Here is a 14,541-nt window from a genome sequence, read left to right as displayed (position 1 = left end):
GGGCCGCCGGGCCGCTCAGGCCGGGCCGCGGCGGGCCGCCTCGGCGATCCCGGCGACGATCCGCCGCAGGATCGGGCGGGGCGTGGCGAAGTTGAGGCGGGCGTGCCCCAGGCCGGGGGCGCCGCAGTCGGGGCCGTCGACCAGCGCGATCCCGCTCCGCTCGCGGAGCACGCGGGCGGGGTGGTCGCCCAGGCCCAGCGGGCGCAGGTCCAGCCACGCCAGGTAGGTGCCCTCGGGCGCGGTCCAGCGCACCTCGGGCAGGTGCTCGGCCAGCAGGTCGGCCAGGGCGCGGCGGTTGCCGTCGAGGTAGGCCACCACCTCGGCCAGCCACGGCCCACCCGCCGTGTAGGCGGCGGTGTTGGCGGCCACGCCCAGGCTCGCGGCCCCGTTGAAGGTGTAGGGGCCCAGCCGCTCGACGGTGGCGGCGTCGGCGTCGTTGCTGATGATGAGCTGGGCGCACTTGAGGCCGGGCAGGTTCCACGCCTTGGAGGCGGAGGTGGCGGTCACGGTGTGCCCGGCGGTGGTGGGCGACAGCGACGCGTAGGGGATGTGCCGGTGGCCGGGGTAGGTCAGCGGGGCGTGGATCTCGTCGGCGAAGACCCGGCCGCCGTGGCGCGCCACGACCTCGCTGAGGGCGGTCAGCTCCTCGGCGGTGTGCACCCGGCCGAGGGGGTTGTGCGGGTTGCACAGGACGAGCAGGTGGCCGCCGGCGGCGAAGGCGGCGTCGATCGCGTCGAGGTCGAGCACGTGCCGGCCGTTGTCGCGCGCCATGGGGACCTCGATGACGGTGCGGTCCAGGGCGGCGGGCAGGCTCAGGAACGGCATGTAGGCCGGGGTGGGCAGGATGACAGGGCTGCCGGGGCGGGAGAAGTGCCGCACGGCGATCTCGAAGCCGTTGAGGACGTCGGCCAGCGGGCGGACGCGGTCGGGGTCGACCGCCCAGCCGTAGTGGTCGCGCTGCCAGCCGGCGCAGGCGGCGGCCAGTCCGGCGGCGGCCCGGGGCGGCAGGTAGCCGAAGTCCACGGCGTCCACGGCGGCGTGCAGCGCCTCCAGGACGGGCGGCGCGGTGCCGAAGTCCATCTCGGCGACGAACGCGCCGAGGCTGTCGTCGCCGTAGAGGGTCCATTTCAGGCTGCCGCGTTCGCGCAGGGTGTCGACGGTGACGGCGTCAAACGCGCTCGCCCGGGTCATGGGCGCCCCTTCCGGATCGGCTGGCACGGTACCGGCGGCGGTGGGGCGGCGCCCGGAGTACGCGGGCAGACGCCGCCCTGCTGCCGGCAGGCCAACTCTAGGACGCGGGTTGCCCGACCGCGCCGCGGGCCGCGGCGAGTTCGGCGTACAGCTCCTCCCACATGGGGTGCACGACCGAGGGGGCGTAGCCGCGCGCGGTCTCCAGGGCGGCGGCGCCCATGCCGGCGCGCAGGCCGCGGTCGGCCATCATCGTGCAGATCGCCTCGGCCAGCGCGTCGGTGTCCTTGGGCGGCACCAGGATGCCGTCCTTGCCGTCGGTGATGACGTCGGCGGGGCCGGTGGGGCAGTCGAAGCTGACCACCGGCAGCGCGTGGGTCATCGCCTCGATGACGACCATGGGCAGGCCCTCGAACCGCGAGCTGAGGATGTAGAAGGACGCCTTGGCGAGTTCGTCGTCCATCTGGTCGGTGTGGCCCATGAGGAACACGTGGTTGTAGAGGTGGTGCTCCTCGATGAGCGCGCGGAGTTCGGCCTTCTTCTTGCCGGTGCCGAAGATGCGCAACTGCCAGTCGGGATGCCGCTCGGCCACCTGCTTGTAGGCGGGGATCAGCATGTCGAAGCCCTTTTGCGGGATCAGCCGGCCCGCCGCCAGCGCGATCTTGTTGCCGTGGTCGGAGGGCACCTGGTCCAGGGAGTGCACGGCGTTGGGGATGCGCACGACCCGGGTGCGGGGCAGCAGCTTCTCGTAGTCGGCGCGGTCGCGGTGGGTGAGGACCGCGACGGCGTCGAAGCGGGGGTAGTAGCGCGCGATGGCCTGCTGGACGTCCTTGCGGTGGGTGCCGAGGTTCATGTGCTCCTGGGCGACCCGCACCAGGCCGGGGTCGGCGTAGCGCGCGACCAGGATGTTGAGCGCGGGCCGGGTGGACACCAGGATGCCGTCGCGGACGCCCTTGAGGTAGCGGATGACCTCGCGCTCGACGTAGCGCGTGAAGTACTCGGCGCCGAACTCCCCGGCGGGCACCACCGCGCCGGGCTTGGCCTTGAGGCGGGTGGTGTCCCAGGAGCGGTAGCGGGCCACCAGGCCGGGCGCGGGCTCATTGTCATCGCCGCGCGCGTCGCCGCGCGCGTCGGCGCGCTCGTCGATGATGGAGGTCAGCCGCACCCGGTCGTCCAGCGGGAACACCGGTGCCTCGCGGTGGCGCACCACGCTGACGATCTCGATGTCGTTGCCCCGCCCCACCAGGGTGTTGGCCTGGTTGAAGACCGTGCGGATGGTGCCGCCGGTGCCGAAGGCGTTGAGCAGCAGGTAGCGGATCCTCATGGTGTTGCCTGCCCGGAAGACTCGGAAGGGTGGGGGGCGCACTCGACGGACAGGTTGTCCTTGATGGTGTAGAACGGCTGGACCGCGAGCGCGGTTCCGTCGTCGGTCCGGACGTACTGCACCGGGAACACCATGATCTTCTTCTTGCCGCGGATGTCGTCGAGCTGGCGGCCCACGCGCAGCCAGTGGGCGGTGCCGAGGTCGGCGGTGTCCTCGGGGGCGAGGTAGAGGTCCCACTTGACCTCCGCCGCGCGCGCGGCGGGGTCGGCCGGCACGAAGTCGGCCAGCGGCACGGTGGCGTCGAAGCGGGCGGCGGACCCGGTTTCGAGCGGGTAGCGCAGGCGGGTGTCGTGGTCGCGCAGCGCCAGGACGAGGAGCCACCGGGTGGACGCGGGGTCGGGGTGTCCGTGGACGTCGCCGACGACGCGGATGTGGCCGTCGCGCGGCCAGACCTCGGCGACCTCGGCGAGCGGGGTTTCCGCGCGGCTCTGGACGCTCACGAGACCGCTGCCCCTTCGCGGGCGCCGGAGTCGACGTAGCCCCAGGTCTCGCTGATGGGGCGCAGGACCTCGGGGATCTCGTCGGGGTCGGGGAGCTTGCGGCCGGGCTGCACGCTGCCGGAGCGGATCTTGTCCTTCCAGTCGCCCAGGCCCTTGGTGTAGTTGCCCTCGGTGCTCTGGCCGTACTCCAGCATCTGGGGCTCGAACTCGATGTCGAGGTGGTCGCAGATGCGCCGCAGCTCGGCGGCGGGGTCGGCGGTGAGGTCCTCGTAGCGGACGGTCAGGGCGGACTCCAGGCCCTCGCGGGCGCGCTGCACGGCGTTCATGTAGCGCAGGGCGTCCTCGTTGGCCTCGTCGACGGTGCGCTTCTCGGGGTCGGCCTCGTGCCAGGAGCGGGCGATGGAGACGGGGTGGCGCAGCAGGCAGATGAAGCGGGCGTCGGGCCAGCAGGCCGCCAGGCGCTTGTAGACGAAGGCGTTGCTGGGGGTCTTCTCGACGATGAAGTCCTTGCCCGACTTCACCAGTTCGCGGTGCAGGACGCGGTCCCACAGCAGGTGCTCCAGGTCGCCGCGCTGGAGGTCCAGCTCCTCCATGGCGCGCTGGGAGAGCTTGGTGCGGAAGTGCACCTCGAGGCGGCGGATGTGCAGCTCGTGGGGGGCGTGCAGGCGGGAGTGGCCGTTGAGGAGCAGGCGCAGCAGGGTGGAGCCCGAGCGCACCGGCGACATCACGAACACGGGGCGGTCGAGCAGGCGGTCCAGCGCGGGGTCCTGCGGCGGGCGGTAGGACACCGAGGCGGGCTTGGCCTTCTTGGCGGGCTCGGCCGCGGCCGCCGGGGTGCCGCCGGCCGGCGCGGTGTCGGGCTTCTTGCGCACTCGGCGCAGCTCAACGCCCATGCTGGCGCCGAGCGCGGAGTTCATCTTGCGTAGAAGATCCATGCTCATGGAACTTATGGCTCTTTTCGACTGGGAGCAAAGGGAACGTACGTGCGGTGTTAACGCCGATGCCGGGTGGCGGCCACCCCCGCGCCACCGCGCCGGGGGAGCCTGGCGCGGGCCGGTGTGCCCGCCGCGGCGGACCCGCGGCGCGGGCCGCCCCGGACCGGGGAGGCGTGCCGGTTCCACGGCCCGGAACGCCCGCGTTCCGCAGCCCTCCGCGTGAAACCGACCGCGGCGCCCCGACCGACCCGAGCCCGTGGCGGCTCGAATGCCCGACGGCCGGCGGCACAGCCCCTGCCACGATAACCGCCGCCCCGAGTGCCCGGCGCGCCCGCGCGGCACGCGCCCGCCCGGAGCACCCGAAGGCCCCGGAAAGGACCCGAGGGAAGGGCGGATCGGCCCAGGGCCGAGGGCGTCCGAGGGGTTTTCGAGGAGTGCCTGAGCGCCGCCCGGTGACCACCGGCGGCCCGGTCCTTTCACCACCGCTCTTCCACCGCCGGGCCAAGATCACATATAGCACAGGATCGATTACACTCCGCTTACTTTTGCGCAGGCCGGAGGTTGTACCGCCGGGGAATTGACAGCATGCTGCTTATTTGACAGAATACTGTCATGACAACGAAGGCGAACACCAAGACCGTGCACCTGGCCGTCTACGACGACCTCGCCGACTGGGAGACCGGCCACGCCGTGGCCCACATCCGCAACGGGGAGTTCCAGGAGGGTCCCGACCGCTACGAGGTCATCACGGTGGGCGCCACCGCCGACCCGGTCACCACCATGGGCGGCCTGCGGGTGGTTCCCGACCTCGCGCTGGCCGACCTCGACCCCGCCGCGAGCGCCCTGCTGATCCTGCCGGGCTCCAGCGGCTGGTACACCGACCCCGATTCCTTCACCCCGTTCACCCGGGCGGCCCGCGCGTTCCTGGCGGCCGGCACCCCGGTGGCCGGCATCTGCGGCGCGACGGTGGGACTGGCCCGCGAGGGGCTGCTGGACGACCGCGCGCACACCTCCGGCAGCGCCGAGGACCTGGCCGCCACGGGCTACCAGGGCGCCGCGCACTACCGCGACGAACTCGCGGTGACCGACGGCGGCCTCACCACCGCCGGCCCCACTGCGCCCGTGGAGTTCGCGCGCGAGGTGTTCGCCGTGCTCGGGCTGTACCGGCCGGAGGTGCTGGCCGCCTGGTACCGGCTGTTCTCCGCCCACGACCCCTCGGCCTTCGGCGCCCTGATGGCGGCCCAGGGAGCGGAGGGAGAGGCGGCAGCGGCAGAGGCGGCCACCGCGTGAGCGCCGCCGGTTCCGAGCGGGCGGCGCGCGACCGGGAAGGAGCCGGTCACCAGGCCGGGCGCGAAGAGGTCGCCCAGGAGGACGCGGCCCAGCGGCTGCTGTCGGACGCCGCCCTCACGGCGTTCCGGCTCAACGGCCGGTTCCTCGCGGTGGCCGAGGACCTGGCGCGCCCGGCGGGGCTGACGGCGGCGTGGTGGCAGGTGCTGGGCGCCGTCCTGCGCGCGCCCCTGCCCGTGGCCGACGTGGCCCGCGCGATGGGCGTCACCCGGCAGAGCGTGCAGCGCGTCGCCGACCTCCTGGTGGCCAAGGGGCTCGCCGAGTACCGCCCCAACCCGGCGCACCGCCGCGCCAAGCTGCTCTCCCCCACCGCCGAGGGCCGCGCCGCCGTGCGGCGGATCGACCCCGCCCACCACGCCCTGGCCCACCGCCTGACCGCCGAACTGGGCGAGGCGGAGCTGGCCGCCGCCGTGGCGGCCATGCGCCGCCTCGCCGAGGCCCTGGACACCCTCACCGGGGATCCCGAGCAGGCGCCCGGCGGCTGACCCTGATCAGTGGCGGCGATCGATGACGGCCCGCGCCCGATGGGTGCGGGCCGTCGGCGTTCCTGCCCTTCTCCCCCATCCCCTGTACGGCCCACGGGGAGCGCCGCCCCGAAAATCCGCGTGGTTTCGCGCGTCGGTCGGCGATGAGTTCCGGGCGTCCGGAGAGGGGGGGGGGTGGGGGGGGGGGGGGGGGGGGGGGGGGGGGGGGGGGGCCGCCCCCCCCCCCCCCCCCCCCCCCCCCCCCGCCGCTCCGACTCGACCACCCCCCGAAGGGACCTTGCCGATGACCGGTACGACCAGCACGACCGGCGCGGGCGACACCACCGGCGCCCACCTCCTGTCCGTCTCCGGAGCCCGCCTCCACTACGAGGTGCGCGGGAAGGGTCCGGTGCTCATGCTCATCGGCGCGCCGATGAGCGCCGACCACTTCACCGCGCTGGCCGAGGCGCTCGCGGCCGACCGCACCGTCGTGACCCACGACCCGCGCGGCAGCGCGAACAGGCGCATCGAGGGACCGGAGCACGACTCCACTCCCCAACTGCGCGCCGACGACGCCGCCGCCATCCTCGACGCCATCGGCGCGGAGTCCGCCGACGTCTTCGGCAGCAGCGGCGGCGCCGTCACCGCGCTGGCCATGGCCGAGCACCACCCCGGCCGCGTGGGCACCCTGGTGGCGCACGAGCCGCCGCTGACCGAGCTGCTGCCCGACGCCGCCGAGCAGCGCGCCGCCACGGACGAGATCGTGGCCGTCTTCCACCGCGAGGGCCCGGGGGCGGCCTGGCGCAGGTTCATGGGCAACGCCGGGTTCGACCTCCCGCCGGAGGACGCGCCGGGCACGGCCGAGCGGCAGGGCCGGGCGGAGTCGTCGGGGCAGCCGGAGCCGTCGGAGCGGGAACTCGCCGAGGCCCGCCACTTCTTCGTGCACCAGCTCCAGGCCACCACGCGCTACGTGCCCGACCCCGCCGCCGTGGCGGCCGGGGCCGCCCGCGTGGTGGTCGGGGTCGGCGCCGACTCCGGAGGGCTGATCACCCACCGGACCACCACGGCGCTGGCCGACCTGCTGGGGGTGGAGCCGACCGTGTTCCCCGGCGGCCACGCCGGTTTCCTTGAGGCGCCCGCGGAGTTCGCCCGGGTCCTCGGCGCCACGCTGGCCCGGGGCTGAGGCGTACCCGCCTGCTCCGCCCGCCGCCTCGTGCGGGTTCGCCATGGTCCGCCATGGTCGGGGCGCTGACGAGGGCGGCGGCAGGCGGGGCATGCGGCCCGCCGCCGTCGCCGCCCCGTCGCGGCCTCACCCACCCGCCCCGCGTCCGCGGACCTCCCGAGGTGGTCAGTCGACCCAGCGCACGTCCGCGGGGAGCGGGTGGCCTTCCTCCCGCAGGTGGCGCAGGCACTCCAGGAAGCCGCGCGCCGGAGGGGTGAGGGCGCGGTCGCGCGGCATCACCACGCTCAGCCGCCGGTCCAGGACCGGGCGCACCAGCGGCAGCCGCACGTAGGACGCGAAGCTCATCAGCACCTCCACCAGCGCGGGCATCGCCGACACCCCCAGCCCGGCCGCCAGCAGCCCGCCCACCGTCGACACGTTGCCCGCCTCGATGACCCCCGCCGGGCGCGCGCCCGCCTGCGCGAAGGCCCGGTCGGTGCCGGCGCGCACGCTGGAGTCGGCGCCCACCGCGATGAACTCCTCGCCGGCGAAGTCGGCCCAGGCCAGCTCGGCCGCGCCGGCGCGCGGGTGGCCGGGCGGCAGCACCGCGAAGAACCGGTCCTCCACCAGCGGCTGGGCGCGCAGCTCGGCCGGCAGCCGGTCGGCCACGGTGATGGCGAGGTCCGCCGCGCCCGAGGCCAGCCGCTCCAGGGCGGTGTCGGACATCCCGTCGAGGATGCGCACCGCGATCCCCGGGCGCTGGGCGCGGAACCGGGCGATCACCGGCGGCAGCAGCGCGGCCGCCACCGAGGGCAGGGTGGCGATGGTGACCGCGCCGCGCTCCCCCGCCAGGTAGCGCTCCAGCCCGACCATCTCGGCGCGGTGGGCCGCCAGCACCCGCTCGGCGGCCTCCAGCACCTGCTGGCCCTCGGGCGTGCGCCGGATCCGCCGCGTGGTGCGGTCCAGCAGCCGCACGCCCAGCACGCGCTCGATCTCCAGGACGGTGCGGCTCAGCGACGACTGGGCCACCCGCAGCTCCCGCGCCGCCGCCGTGAAGCTCTCGGCGCGGGCCACGGCGGCGTAGACGGCGAGTTGGCGCAACGACAGGTCCATGCTCGCAGAGCATAGGTTCTTCGGAAATCGATGTTGGACACGCAACAGAAACGATTGGCAGCATCGGCCTGGTGAGGCGCATCACACCCCCAGCCGCTCACCGCAGCCGTAAAGGACCCCCGCCATGCTGACCGCCATGGGCTTCGCGACCATCGCCGCCGTCCTGGGCCTGCTGCTGTCCAACCGCGTCTCGGCCGTGGCCGCCCTGACCGCCGCCCCCGTGGCGGCGGCCCTGGTCGCCGGGTTCGGCCCGGCCGAAGTCGGCGAGTTCGCCGCCACCGGGATCGCGGGCGTCGCCGGGACGACCGCCATGTTCGTCTTCGCGATCCTCTACTTCGGGGTGATGCGCGACGCCGGGCTGTTCGACCCCGTGGTGCGCCGGGTGCTGCGCTTCGCCGGCCACAACCCGGTGACCATCGCCGTGGCGACGGTGGTGCTGGCGATGCTGGCCCACCTCGACGGCGCCGGCGCCACGACCTTCCTCATCACCATCCCGGCGATGCTGCCGCTCTACGACGCCCTGGGCATGCGCCGCCTGGTGCTGGCGGCGCTGACCGGGCTGGGCGCGGGCATCATGAACATGGTCCCGTGGGGCGGTCCCACCGCCCGCGCGGCCACCGCCATCGGCGTCGACGCCAACGCGCTGTGGGTGCCGCTGATCCCGGCGCAACTGGCGGGCGTCGCGGCCTGCCTGGTGATCGCCTACCTGCTGGGCCGCCGCGAGCGGACCCGCCTGGCCGGGGTGGCCGCGCCGGGACCCGTGCCCGCTCCGGTGCCCGCCACCGCGAGCGCGGGCGGGGGTGCGGGCGCGGGTCCGGGTAGAGGCGCGGGCTCCTCGGGCACCGGCCCGGCCGCCGACCCCTCCGCCGGCCACGCCCCGGACCGCGCCGCCGACGCCACCGGCGAGCCCGGCGCGGACCTGCGCCGGCCCCGCCTGTTCTGGTTCAACGCCGCCCTGACGGTCGCGACCGTGGCCGCGCTGGTCTCGGCCGTCCTGCCGCCCGAACTCGTCTTCATGCTCGCCCTGGTGGTGGCGCTGGTGGTCAACTACCCCGGCCTCAAGGACCAGACCGCCCGCGTCAACGCCCACGCCGAGGGCGCGATCCTCATGGCGAGCACCCTGCTGGCCGCCGGCGTGTTCCTCGGGATCATGGAGGAGAGCGGCATGATCGAGGGCATGGCGCGGGCGCTCACCGCCGCCATGCCCGATGCGGTCGGCCCCGGTCTGCCGCTGCTGGTGGGCGTGGTGGCCGTGCCGATGAGCCTGCTCTTCGGCCCCGACGCCTACTACTTCGCGGTGCTGCCGGTGCTCACGGCCGTCGGCGACACCTTCGGCGTGCCGGCCACCGCCCTGGCGCAGGCGTCGATCGTGGGCGAGGAGACGGTGGGGTTCCCCATCAGCCCCCTCACCGGCTCGTTCTACCTGCTCACCGGGCTGTCGGGGGTGTCCATCGGCGCCCACATCCGCTACCTGCTGCCGTGGGCGTGGCTGGTGAGCCTGGTCGTGCTGGCCGCCGCCGTCGCCACCGGGGCCGTCCCGCTGTGGGCGGGCTGAGGCCGCGCCCGCCCCGGTCCCCCCGCACCCCGTCGCACCCGTCCCACCGTCACCGTCCCGGCCCCCGGCCACGGAAGCGAGGCACGTGAGTACCCCACAGGCCCGGATCGCCTGCGGCGCCGGATTCGCCGCCGACCGCACCGCACCGGCGGTCGACCTCGTCGAACGGGGCGGCCTCGACGCCATCGCCCTGGAGTGCCTGGGCGAGCGCACCGTGGCGCTGGCCGCGCTGCGCCGGCTCACCGACCCCGCCGGCGGGTTCGACCCCATGCTCGGCAAGCGCATGCGGGCGCTGCTGGAGCCGCTGCACCGCACCGGCACCCGCCTGGTCACCAACGCCGGGGCCGCCGACCCCGTGGGGGCCGCCCGGATGGTGCGCGCCCTCGGCGCGGAACTGGGCACACCCACCACCGTCGCCGCCGTCACCGGCGACGACGTGCTGGACCGCATCGACCGCACCGCCCCCGCCTGGGAGGACGGCCTGCCGCTGGAGGCGCACGGCGAACTCGTCTCGGCCAACGCCTACATCGGCGTCGACGCGCTGCTGCCCGCCCTGGAGACCCCGGCGTCGGTGGTGGTGGCCGGCCGCGCCGCCGACCCCTCCCTGTTCCTGGCGCCGCTCGTCCACACGCTGGGCTGGGACACCGCCGACTGGACGCGCATGGCCGCCGGCACCCTGGTGGGCCACCTGCTGGAGTGCGCCGGCCAGGTCACCGGCGGCTACTTCGCCGACCCCGCGCGCAAGCCGGTGCCGGGCCTGGCGGACCTGGGCTACCCGCTGGCCGAGGTCGGCGCCGACGGCACGGCCGTGGTCACCAAGCTGCCCGGCACGGGCGGCCGGGTGGACCGCATGACCGTGGTGGAGCAGCTCACCTACGAGGTCACCGACCCGCGCGGCTACCTCACCCCCGACGTCACCCTGGACATGGGCGCCGTCACGGTCACCGACACCGGCGGCGACCGGGTGGCCGTGCGCGGCGCGCGCGGCCGGCCCCGGCCCCCCGACCTCAAGGTCAGCGTCGGCTACCGCGCCGGCTTCCGGGGCGAGGGCGAGATCGGCTACGCGGGCGCCGGCGCCCTGGCGCGCGCCCGGCTGGCCGCCGAGGTGGTGCGCGAACGGCTCTCCGGGGTGCTGGACCGGCTGCGCGTGGACCTGGTGGGCCACAGCGCGCTGCACGGCGAGGCGCTGGCCGCCGGCGCCGAGCCCTACGAGTGCCGCCTGCGGGTGGCGGGCCTGGCGGCCGACCGGGCCACCGCCGAGGCGGTCGGCGAGGAGGTCAGCGCCCTCTACACCGCCGGCCCCGCCGGGGGCGGCGGGCTGCGCACCGCGACGGAGGAGGTCATCGGCGTGCTGTCGACCACGATCCCGCGCGAGCGGGTGGAAACGGGTGTCGTCGTGCTGGAGGGGGGCGCGGGGCGATGAGGGTCCGGCTCTACGACGTGGCCCACGCCCGCGCGGGCGACAAGGGCAACCTGAACACGATCTCGCTGATCCCCTACGACCCGGCGTGGTACCCCGCCCTGTGCGCGGCCGTGACGCCGGAGGCGGTGGCCGCGCACCTGGCCGACCGGGTGGCCGGGCCGGTCGTGCGCCACCGGTTAAACAACCTGGCGGCGCTCATCTTCGTCTGCCCGCGCGCGCCCGAGGACACCGTCACCACCTCGCTGCACCTGGACGCCCACGGCAAGAGCCTCAGTTCGGCCCTGCTGGAACTGGAGGTGGAGGTTGAGGTGGAGGTGGAGCCGGAGGCCGAGGCGGAGGCGGCCGCGGAGGCGCCCGGCGGCCTCGGGTGAGGTCGGCCCGGCGCCGAATCCCGCGCTGCCCCGACCCGGCCGGCCCCGGCGGGTCAGGGCCGGACGGGTCCCTCCGCGCGATTAGCATGACCGCGTGAAAACCCCTTCCGACCTCGCGCTCCCGCCCGCCCACCGGGTCTTCCGCGAGGCGGTGCTCCTGGGCGGCGCCGGGACGGCCGTGCTCCTCCAGATCGCCCACCCCTCGGTCGCCCAGGGCGTGGCCGACCACAGCGACTTCGCCCACCGCCCGCTGGACCGCCTGCGCGGCACGCTCGTCTTCGTCTACACCCAGATGTTCGGCACCCCCGAGGAGGCCGACCGGGTGGCCCGGATCGTGCGCGCCGTGCACAAGCGGGTGACCGGCCCCGGCTACGACGCCCGCGACCCCGACCTCCAGGTGTGGGTGGCCGCCACCCTCTACCACGGCAACCTGCGGCTGTATGAGATGGTGTTCGGCCCGCTGCCCGAGGCCGACCGCGACGACGTCTACCGGCGCTCGGCGGTGTTCGCCACCAGCCTGGGCTGCCCCGCCGACCGGTGGCCCGCCACCCGCGCCGACTTCGACGCCTACTGGGCCGAAGCGGTCGCCCGCCTGGCCGTGAGCGACGCCGCGCGCGCCACCGCGCGCACCCTGTTCGCACCGCCCAACCGGGCGCTGTGGCCGCTGACCGCCGCGCAGCGCTTCCTCACGGCCGGGCTGCTGCCCGAGGACGTGCGCCGCCAGTACGGGCTGGAGTGGGACGCCGCCCGCCAGCGCCGGTTCGACCGGCTGGTGCGCCTGGCGCGCACCTGGTACCCCCGGCTGCCCCAGGCCGTGCGGACCCTGCCGCGCGACGCCTACCTGTGGGACATGCGCCGCCAAGGCGGCTGGCGCCGCCGCCCGCCGAGGCGCGCCGCGACGGGTGCCGCGGGCGCCCTGGGCGCCGCCGCCCGCCGCCGACGCACCGCCGAGCGGCAACAGCAGGAGCGCGCCGCCTAGGCCACTGCGCCGGCCGACTAGTACGGGTCGCGGCTCAGGGTGACCTCGAAGCCCAGGCCCGGCACCACCAGGGTGCCGTGGTCGCCGACGCTGAAGGCCGTGGCGAACACATCGCCGGGATAGTCGAACGGACCGGACCGCACCCGCGCGGTCACCGCGCCGGCGAGTCGGGCGGGCGCCCGGGGGTCGGTCTCGGGCAGGGCGACGTGCCATCTGCCGTGGTCGTCCAGGCCCTGCCACCCGGCCCGGCGCATGCGCGCGGCGCCCTCCAGGGTGAGGCGGCCCGAGGGGACGACGGCGCGCAGCTCCCCGCCGGTTTCGCGCGGGTCGTAGGACACCACCAGGTCGAGGGGCGGGGTGCGCTCGGCGCGGAGCCGGAAGCTCAGCCAGTCGCCCGGCGCCTGCACCGGCAACTGCTCCACCCACGACGCGAGCAGCAGCGCCAGCCGCTCCTCGGCGCCCTGCCAGGAGCAGGAGCGGGCCATCGAGGAGTCGATGAGCCGGCGGTCGGGGCCGAGGGGGGAGCCGCGGTCGAGCGCCCACGCGTAGGGCAGCCCGCCCGCGACGAACTCCGCGTACTCGCGCTCGGCGAACGCCCGCGCCTCGTGCACGGACAGGGCGGCGCCCACGGAGTCGCCCGACAGCAGCAGGGTGCGCTGGTCGGTGCCCCACCGCACGCTGGGTCCGTGGTCGGTGCCGCCGAGCAGGGTGGGCGGGCCGACGCGCGCCACGATCGCGTCGTGGAGCGGGCGCAGCGCCGCGCGCCGCTCCAGCGGGCCGCGCCCCTCGGGGTGGGCCAGGATCGCGGCGGGTCGATCGAAGGCGGGGTCGGGGCCGCGGAGCAGGCGCTCGGCCAGGGCTGCCGCGTCCTGGGGGGTCACCGTGCTGTGCGTCATGCCGGACATGGTGCCAGTCGCCGGTGACAGTCCCCGGTGGCGGCCGGCGCGCCCGCGCCCTGCCGTTCGCGGTCCACGCCACGCGCTCCCGCGCCCCTCGGCAGGTCCGCCCAGCGACCGCCCCGCGCACCCACCGCCGCTCAGGCGGACTCGCGCACCACCAGTTCCGTGGGCAGGACCACGCGGGTGCGGTCGTGCTGCTCGGCGGGGGTCAGCAGCAGCCGGACCATGACCGTGGCCTGCTCGACCACGGGGTGGCGCACGGTCGTCAGCGGGGGGTCGGTGAAGCGCGCCGCCTCGATGTCGTCGAAGCCCACCACCGCGACGTCGTCGGGCACGCGGCGGCCCGCCCGGCGCAGGGTGTGCAGCGCGCCGATGGCCATCAGGTCGTTGGCCGCGAACACGGCGTCGAGCCCGGGGTCGTCGGCCAGCAGGTGGCGCATCGCCTCGGCGCCGGAGTCGCGGGTGAAGTCGCCGACCGCGACGAGCGCGCGGCGGTCGGCCGCCGCGAGGGTGTCGCGGTAGCCGGCGAGCCGGTCCTGGCCGGCGGTCATGTCCTGGGGTCCGGCGATGGCGGCGACGCGCCGGCGGCCGCCCGCCAGCAGGTGGCCCACGGCCTGGCGCGCGCCGCCGACGTTGTCGTTGTCGGCGTAGGGCAGGTCCACGGCCACGGCCGGCCGCCCGTAGGACACCACCGGGACCCCCATGCGGGCGATGGCGCCCGGCAGCGGGTCGGCGCCGTGCATCGACACGAACATGACACCGTCGACGTGGCCGCCGGCGACGTAGTCCTCGACCCGGGCCTGCGCCCGGGGCGAGCCGGCCAGCATCAGCACCACCTGCTTGCCCGCCGCCTCCAATTCGTTGCTGGCGGTGCGCACCACCAGCGAGAACAGCGGGTCGTCGGAGAACACCCGGGTGGGGGGTTCGGAGACCACCAGCGCGATGGAGTCGGTCTGGCGGGTGACCAGGCTGCGCGCCGCGGAGTTGGGGACATACCCCAGTTCGTCCACCGCGCTCAGCACCGCCTCGCGCATCCGGGGGTCGACGCTGGTGCGCCCGTTGACGACGCGCGAGACGGTCGCCCGCGACACCCGCGCGCGGGCCGCGACCGCCTCAAGGGTGGGGCGGGGGCGCCTGGGGGCTGCCACTGGTCCTCCCGTGTTGGTCCTGCGCCCGGCCGGCACCGCACGGCTCGGCCGGAAACCGCTCTCTGGGCGGTGGGGCGGCGGCGGGGTCCGGCGGTGGCCGGCCGCCGTCTTGTCGTACCCGGCGGGCAAACCC

At 75.6% G+C, this 14,541-nt stretch carries 14 protein-coding genes; 7 read left to right on the top strand and 7 right to left on the bottom strand.

Translation table 11 applies throughout. From position 1 onward, the window contains the following. Positions 1-15: 15 nt before the first annotated feature. The 4 genes from LG943_RS02415 to LG943_RS02400 all read right to left on the bottom strand — a co-directional run bounded on the left by LG943_RS02415 (position 16) and on the right by LG943_RS02400 (position 3,953). Complete coding sequence (locus tag LG943_RS02415) at positions 16-1,191, bottom strand: MalY/PatB family protein (protein ID WP_270070476.1); 1,176 nt, start codon at positions 1,189-1,191, stop codon at positions 16-18. 97 nt (positions 1,192-1,288) lie between these two features. Next, positions 1,289-2,512, bottom strand: coding sequence for a glycosyltransferase family 4 protein (locus LG943_RS02410; RefSeq protein WP_270070475.1), 1,224 nt, complete (start codon positions 2,510-2,512; stop codon positions 1,289-1,291). Next, on the bottom strand, positions 2,509-3,012 hold the full coding sequence (locus LG943_RS02405) for a hypothetical protein (RefSeq protein WP_270070474.1): 504 nt from the start codon (positions 3,010-3,012) through the stop codon (positions 2,509-2,511). Before LG943_RS02405 ends, LG943_RS02410 begins: the two co-directional genes overlap by 4 nt. Continuing rightward, positions 3,009-3,953, bottom strand: a complete 945-nt coding sequence (locus tag LG943_RS02400; RefSeq protein ID WP_270070473.1) for a sulfotransferase family protein — start codon at positions 3,951-3,953, stop codon at positions 3,009-3,011. Before LG943_RS02400 ends, LG943_RS02405 begins: the two co-directional genes overlap by 4 nt. A 606-nt stretch (positions 3,954-4,559) precedes the next feature. On the opposite strand from LG943_RS02400, the gene LG943_RS02395 reads away from it, so the two are divergent. The 3 genes from LG943_RS02395 to LG943_RS02385 all read left to right on the top strand — a co-directional run bounded on the left by LG943_RS02395 (position 4,560) and on the right by LG943_RS02385 (position 6,941). Then, a complete protein-coding gene (locus LG943_RS02395; RefSeq protein WP_270070472.1) occupies positions 4,560-5,237 on the top strand; it encodes a DJ-1/PfpI family protein in 678 nt (225 codons plus the stop codon). 95 nt (positions 5,238-5,332) lie between these two features. After that, positions 5,333-5,779 carry a MarR family winged helix-turn-helix transcriptional regulator gene (locus tag LG943_RS02390; RefSeq protein ID WP_270070547.1) on the top strand — a complete coding sequence of 149 codons (447 nt, stop codon included), beginning with the start codon at positions 5,333-5,335 and terminating at the stop codon, positions 5,777-5,779. Positions 5,780-6,062: 283 nt separating this feature from the next. Beyond that, on the top strand, positions 6,063-6,941 hold the full coding sequence (locus LG943_RS02385; protein WP_270070471.1) for an alpha/beta fold hydrolase: 879 nt from the start codon (positions 6,063-6,065) through the stop codon (positions 6,939-6,941). 165 nt (positions 6,942-7,106) lie between these two features. Here LG943_RS02385 and LG943_RS02380 read toward each other — a convergent pair whose 3' ends face one another. Continuing rightward, positions 7,107-8,033, bottom strand: a complete 927-nt coding sequence (locus tag LG943_RS02380) for a LysR family transcriptional regulator (RefSeq protein WP_270070470.1) — start codon at positions 8,031-8,033, stop codon at positions 7,107-7,109. Positions 8,034-8,157: 124 nt separating this feature from the next. On the opposite strand from LG943_RS02380, the gene LG943_RS02375 reads away from it, so the two are divergent. The 4 genes from LG943_RS02375 to LG943_RS02360 all read left to right on the top strand — a co-directional run bounded on the left by LG943_RS02375 (position 8,158) and on the right by LG943_RS02360 (position 12,361). Further along, positions 8,158-9,588 carry a CitMHS family transporter gene (locus LG943_RS02375; protein ID WP_270070469.1) on the top strand — a complete coding sequence of 477 codons (1,431 nt, stop codon included), beginning with the start codon at positions 8,158-8,160 and terminating at the stop codon, positions 9,586-9,588. Between the two features lie 85 nt (positions 9,589-9,673). Beyond that, a complete protein-coding gene (locus LG943_RS02370) occupies positions 9,674-11,011 on the top strand; it encodes an acyclic terpene utilization AtuA family protein (protein ID WP_270070468.1) in 1,338 nt (445 codons plus the stop codon). Beyond that, positions 11,008-11,382 (top strand): AtuA-related protein, encoded by a 375-nt coding sequence (locus LG943_RS02365; protein WP_270070467.1) that lies wholly within the window; start codon positions 11,008-11,010, stop codon positions 11,380-11,382. Before LG943_RS02370 ends, LG943_RS02365 begins: the two co-directional genes overlap by 4 nt. A gap of 94 nt (positions 11,383-11,476) precedes the next feature. Next, the gene (locus tag LG943_RS02360; RefSeq protein ID WP_270070466.1) at positions 11,477-12,361 is read left to right on the top strand and encodes an oxygenase MpaB family protein; all 885 of its coding nucleotides are present in this window, start codon (positions 11,477-11,479) and stop codon (positions 12,359-12,361) included. Between the two features lie 17 nt (positions 12,362-12,378). On the opposite strand, the gene LG943_RS02355 is transcribed toward LG943_RS02360, so the two are convergent. Together LG943_RS02355 and LG943_RS02350 are read right to left on the bottom strand one after the other, a co-directional pair. Then, positions 12,379-13,257: a hypothetical protein gene (locus LG943_RS02355; RefSeq protein ID WP_270070465.1), complete on the bottom strand. Its 879-nt coding sequence runs from the start codon at positions 13,255-13,257 to the stop codon at positions 12,379-12,381. 140 nt (positions 13,258-13,397) lie between these two features. Continuing rightward, positions 13,398-14,408, bottom strand: coding sequence for a LacI family DNA-binding transcriptional regulator (locus LG943_RS02350; RefSeq protein ID WP_270070464.1), 1,011 nt, complete (start codon positions 14,406-14,408; stop codon positions 13,398-13,400). Between the last annotated feature and the right edge of the window lie 133 nt (positions 14,409-14,541).

Origin of the sequence: Streptomonospora mangrovi, assembly GCF_027604915.1 — a bacterium.
Classification (GTDB): Bacteria; Actinomycetota; Actinomycetes; order Streptosporangiales; family Streptosporangiaceae; genus Streptomonospora; species Streptomonospora mangrovi.
Note: the sequence above shows the minus strand (reverse complement) of the source record. Positions and strands in the feature narration are given on the sequence as shown.

Bases quoted from the DNA above. Each gene is read 5' to 3' on its own strand.
- LG943_RS02415 (WP_270070476.1), bottom strand. From the start codon at position 1,191: ATGACCCGGGCGAGCGCGTTTGACGCCGTCACCGTCGACACCCTGCGC.
- LG943_RS02410 (WP_270070475.1), bottom strand. From the start codon at position 2,512: ATGAGGATCCGCTACCTGCTGCTCAACGCCTTCGGCACCGGCGGCACC.
- LG943_RS02400 (WP_270070473.1), bottom strand. From the start codon at position 3,953: ATGAGCATGGATCTTCTACGCAAGATGAACTCCGCGCTCGGCGCCAGC.
- LG943_RS02395 (WP_270070472.1), top strand. From the start codon at position 4,560: ATGACAACGAAGGCGAACACCAAGACCGTGCACCTGGCCGTCTACGAC.
- LG943_RS02385 (WP_270070471.1), top strand. From the start codon at position 6,063: ATGACCGGTACGACCAGCACGACCGGCGCGGGCGACACCACCGGCGCC.
- LG943_RS02380 (WP_270070470.1), bottom strand. From the start codon at position 8,033: ATGGACCTGTCGTTGCGCCAACTCGCCGTCTACGCCGCCGTGGCCCGC.
- LG943_RS02375 (WP_270070469.1), top strand. From the start codon at position 8,158: ATGCTGACCGCCATGGGCTTCGCGACCATCGCCGCCGTCCTGGGCCTG.
- LG943_RS02365 (WP_270070467.1), top strand. From the start codon at position 11,008: ATGAGGGTCCGGCTCTACGACGTGGCCCACGCCCGCGCGGGCGACAAG.
- LG943_RS02355 (WP_270070465.1), bottom strand. From the start codon at position 13,257: ATGACGCACAGCACGGTGACCCCCCAGGACGCGGCAGCCCTGGCCGAG.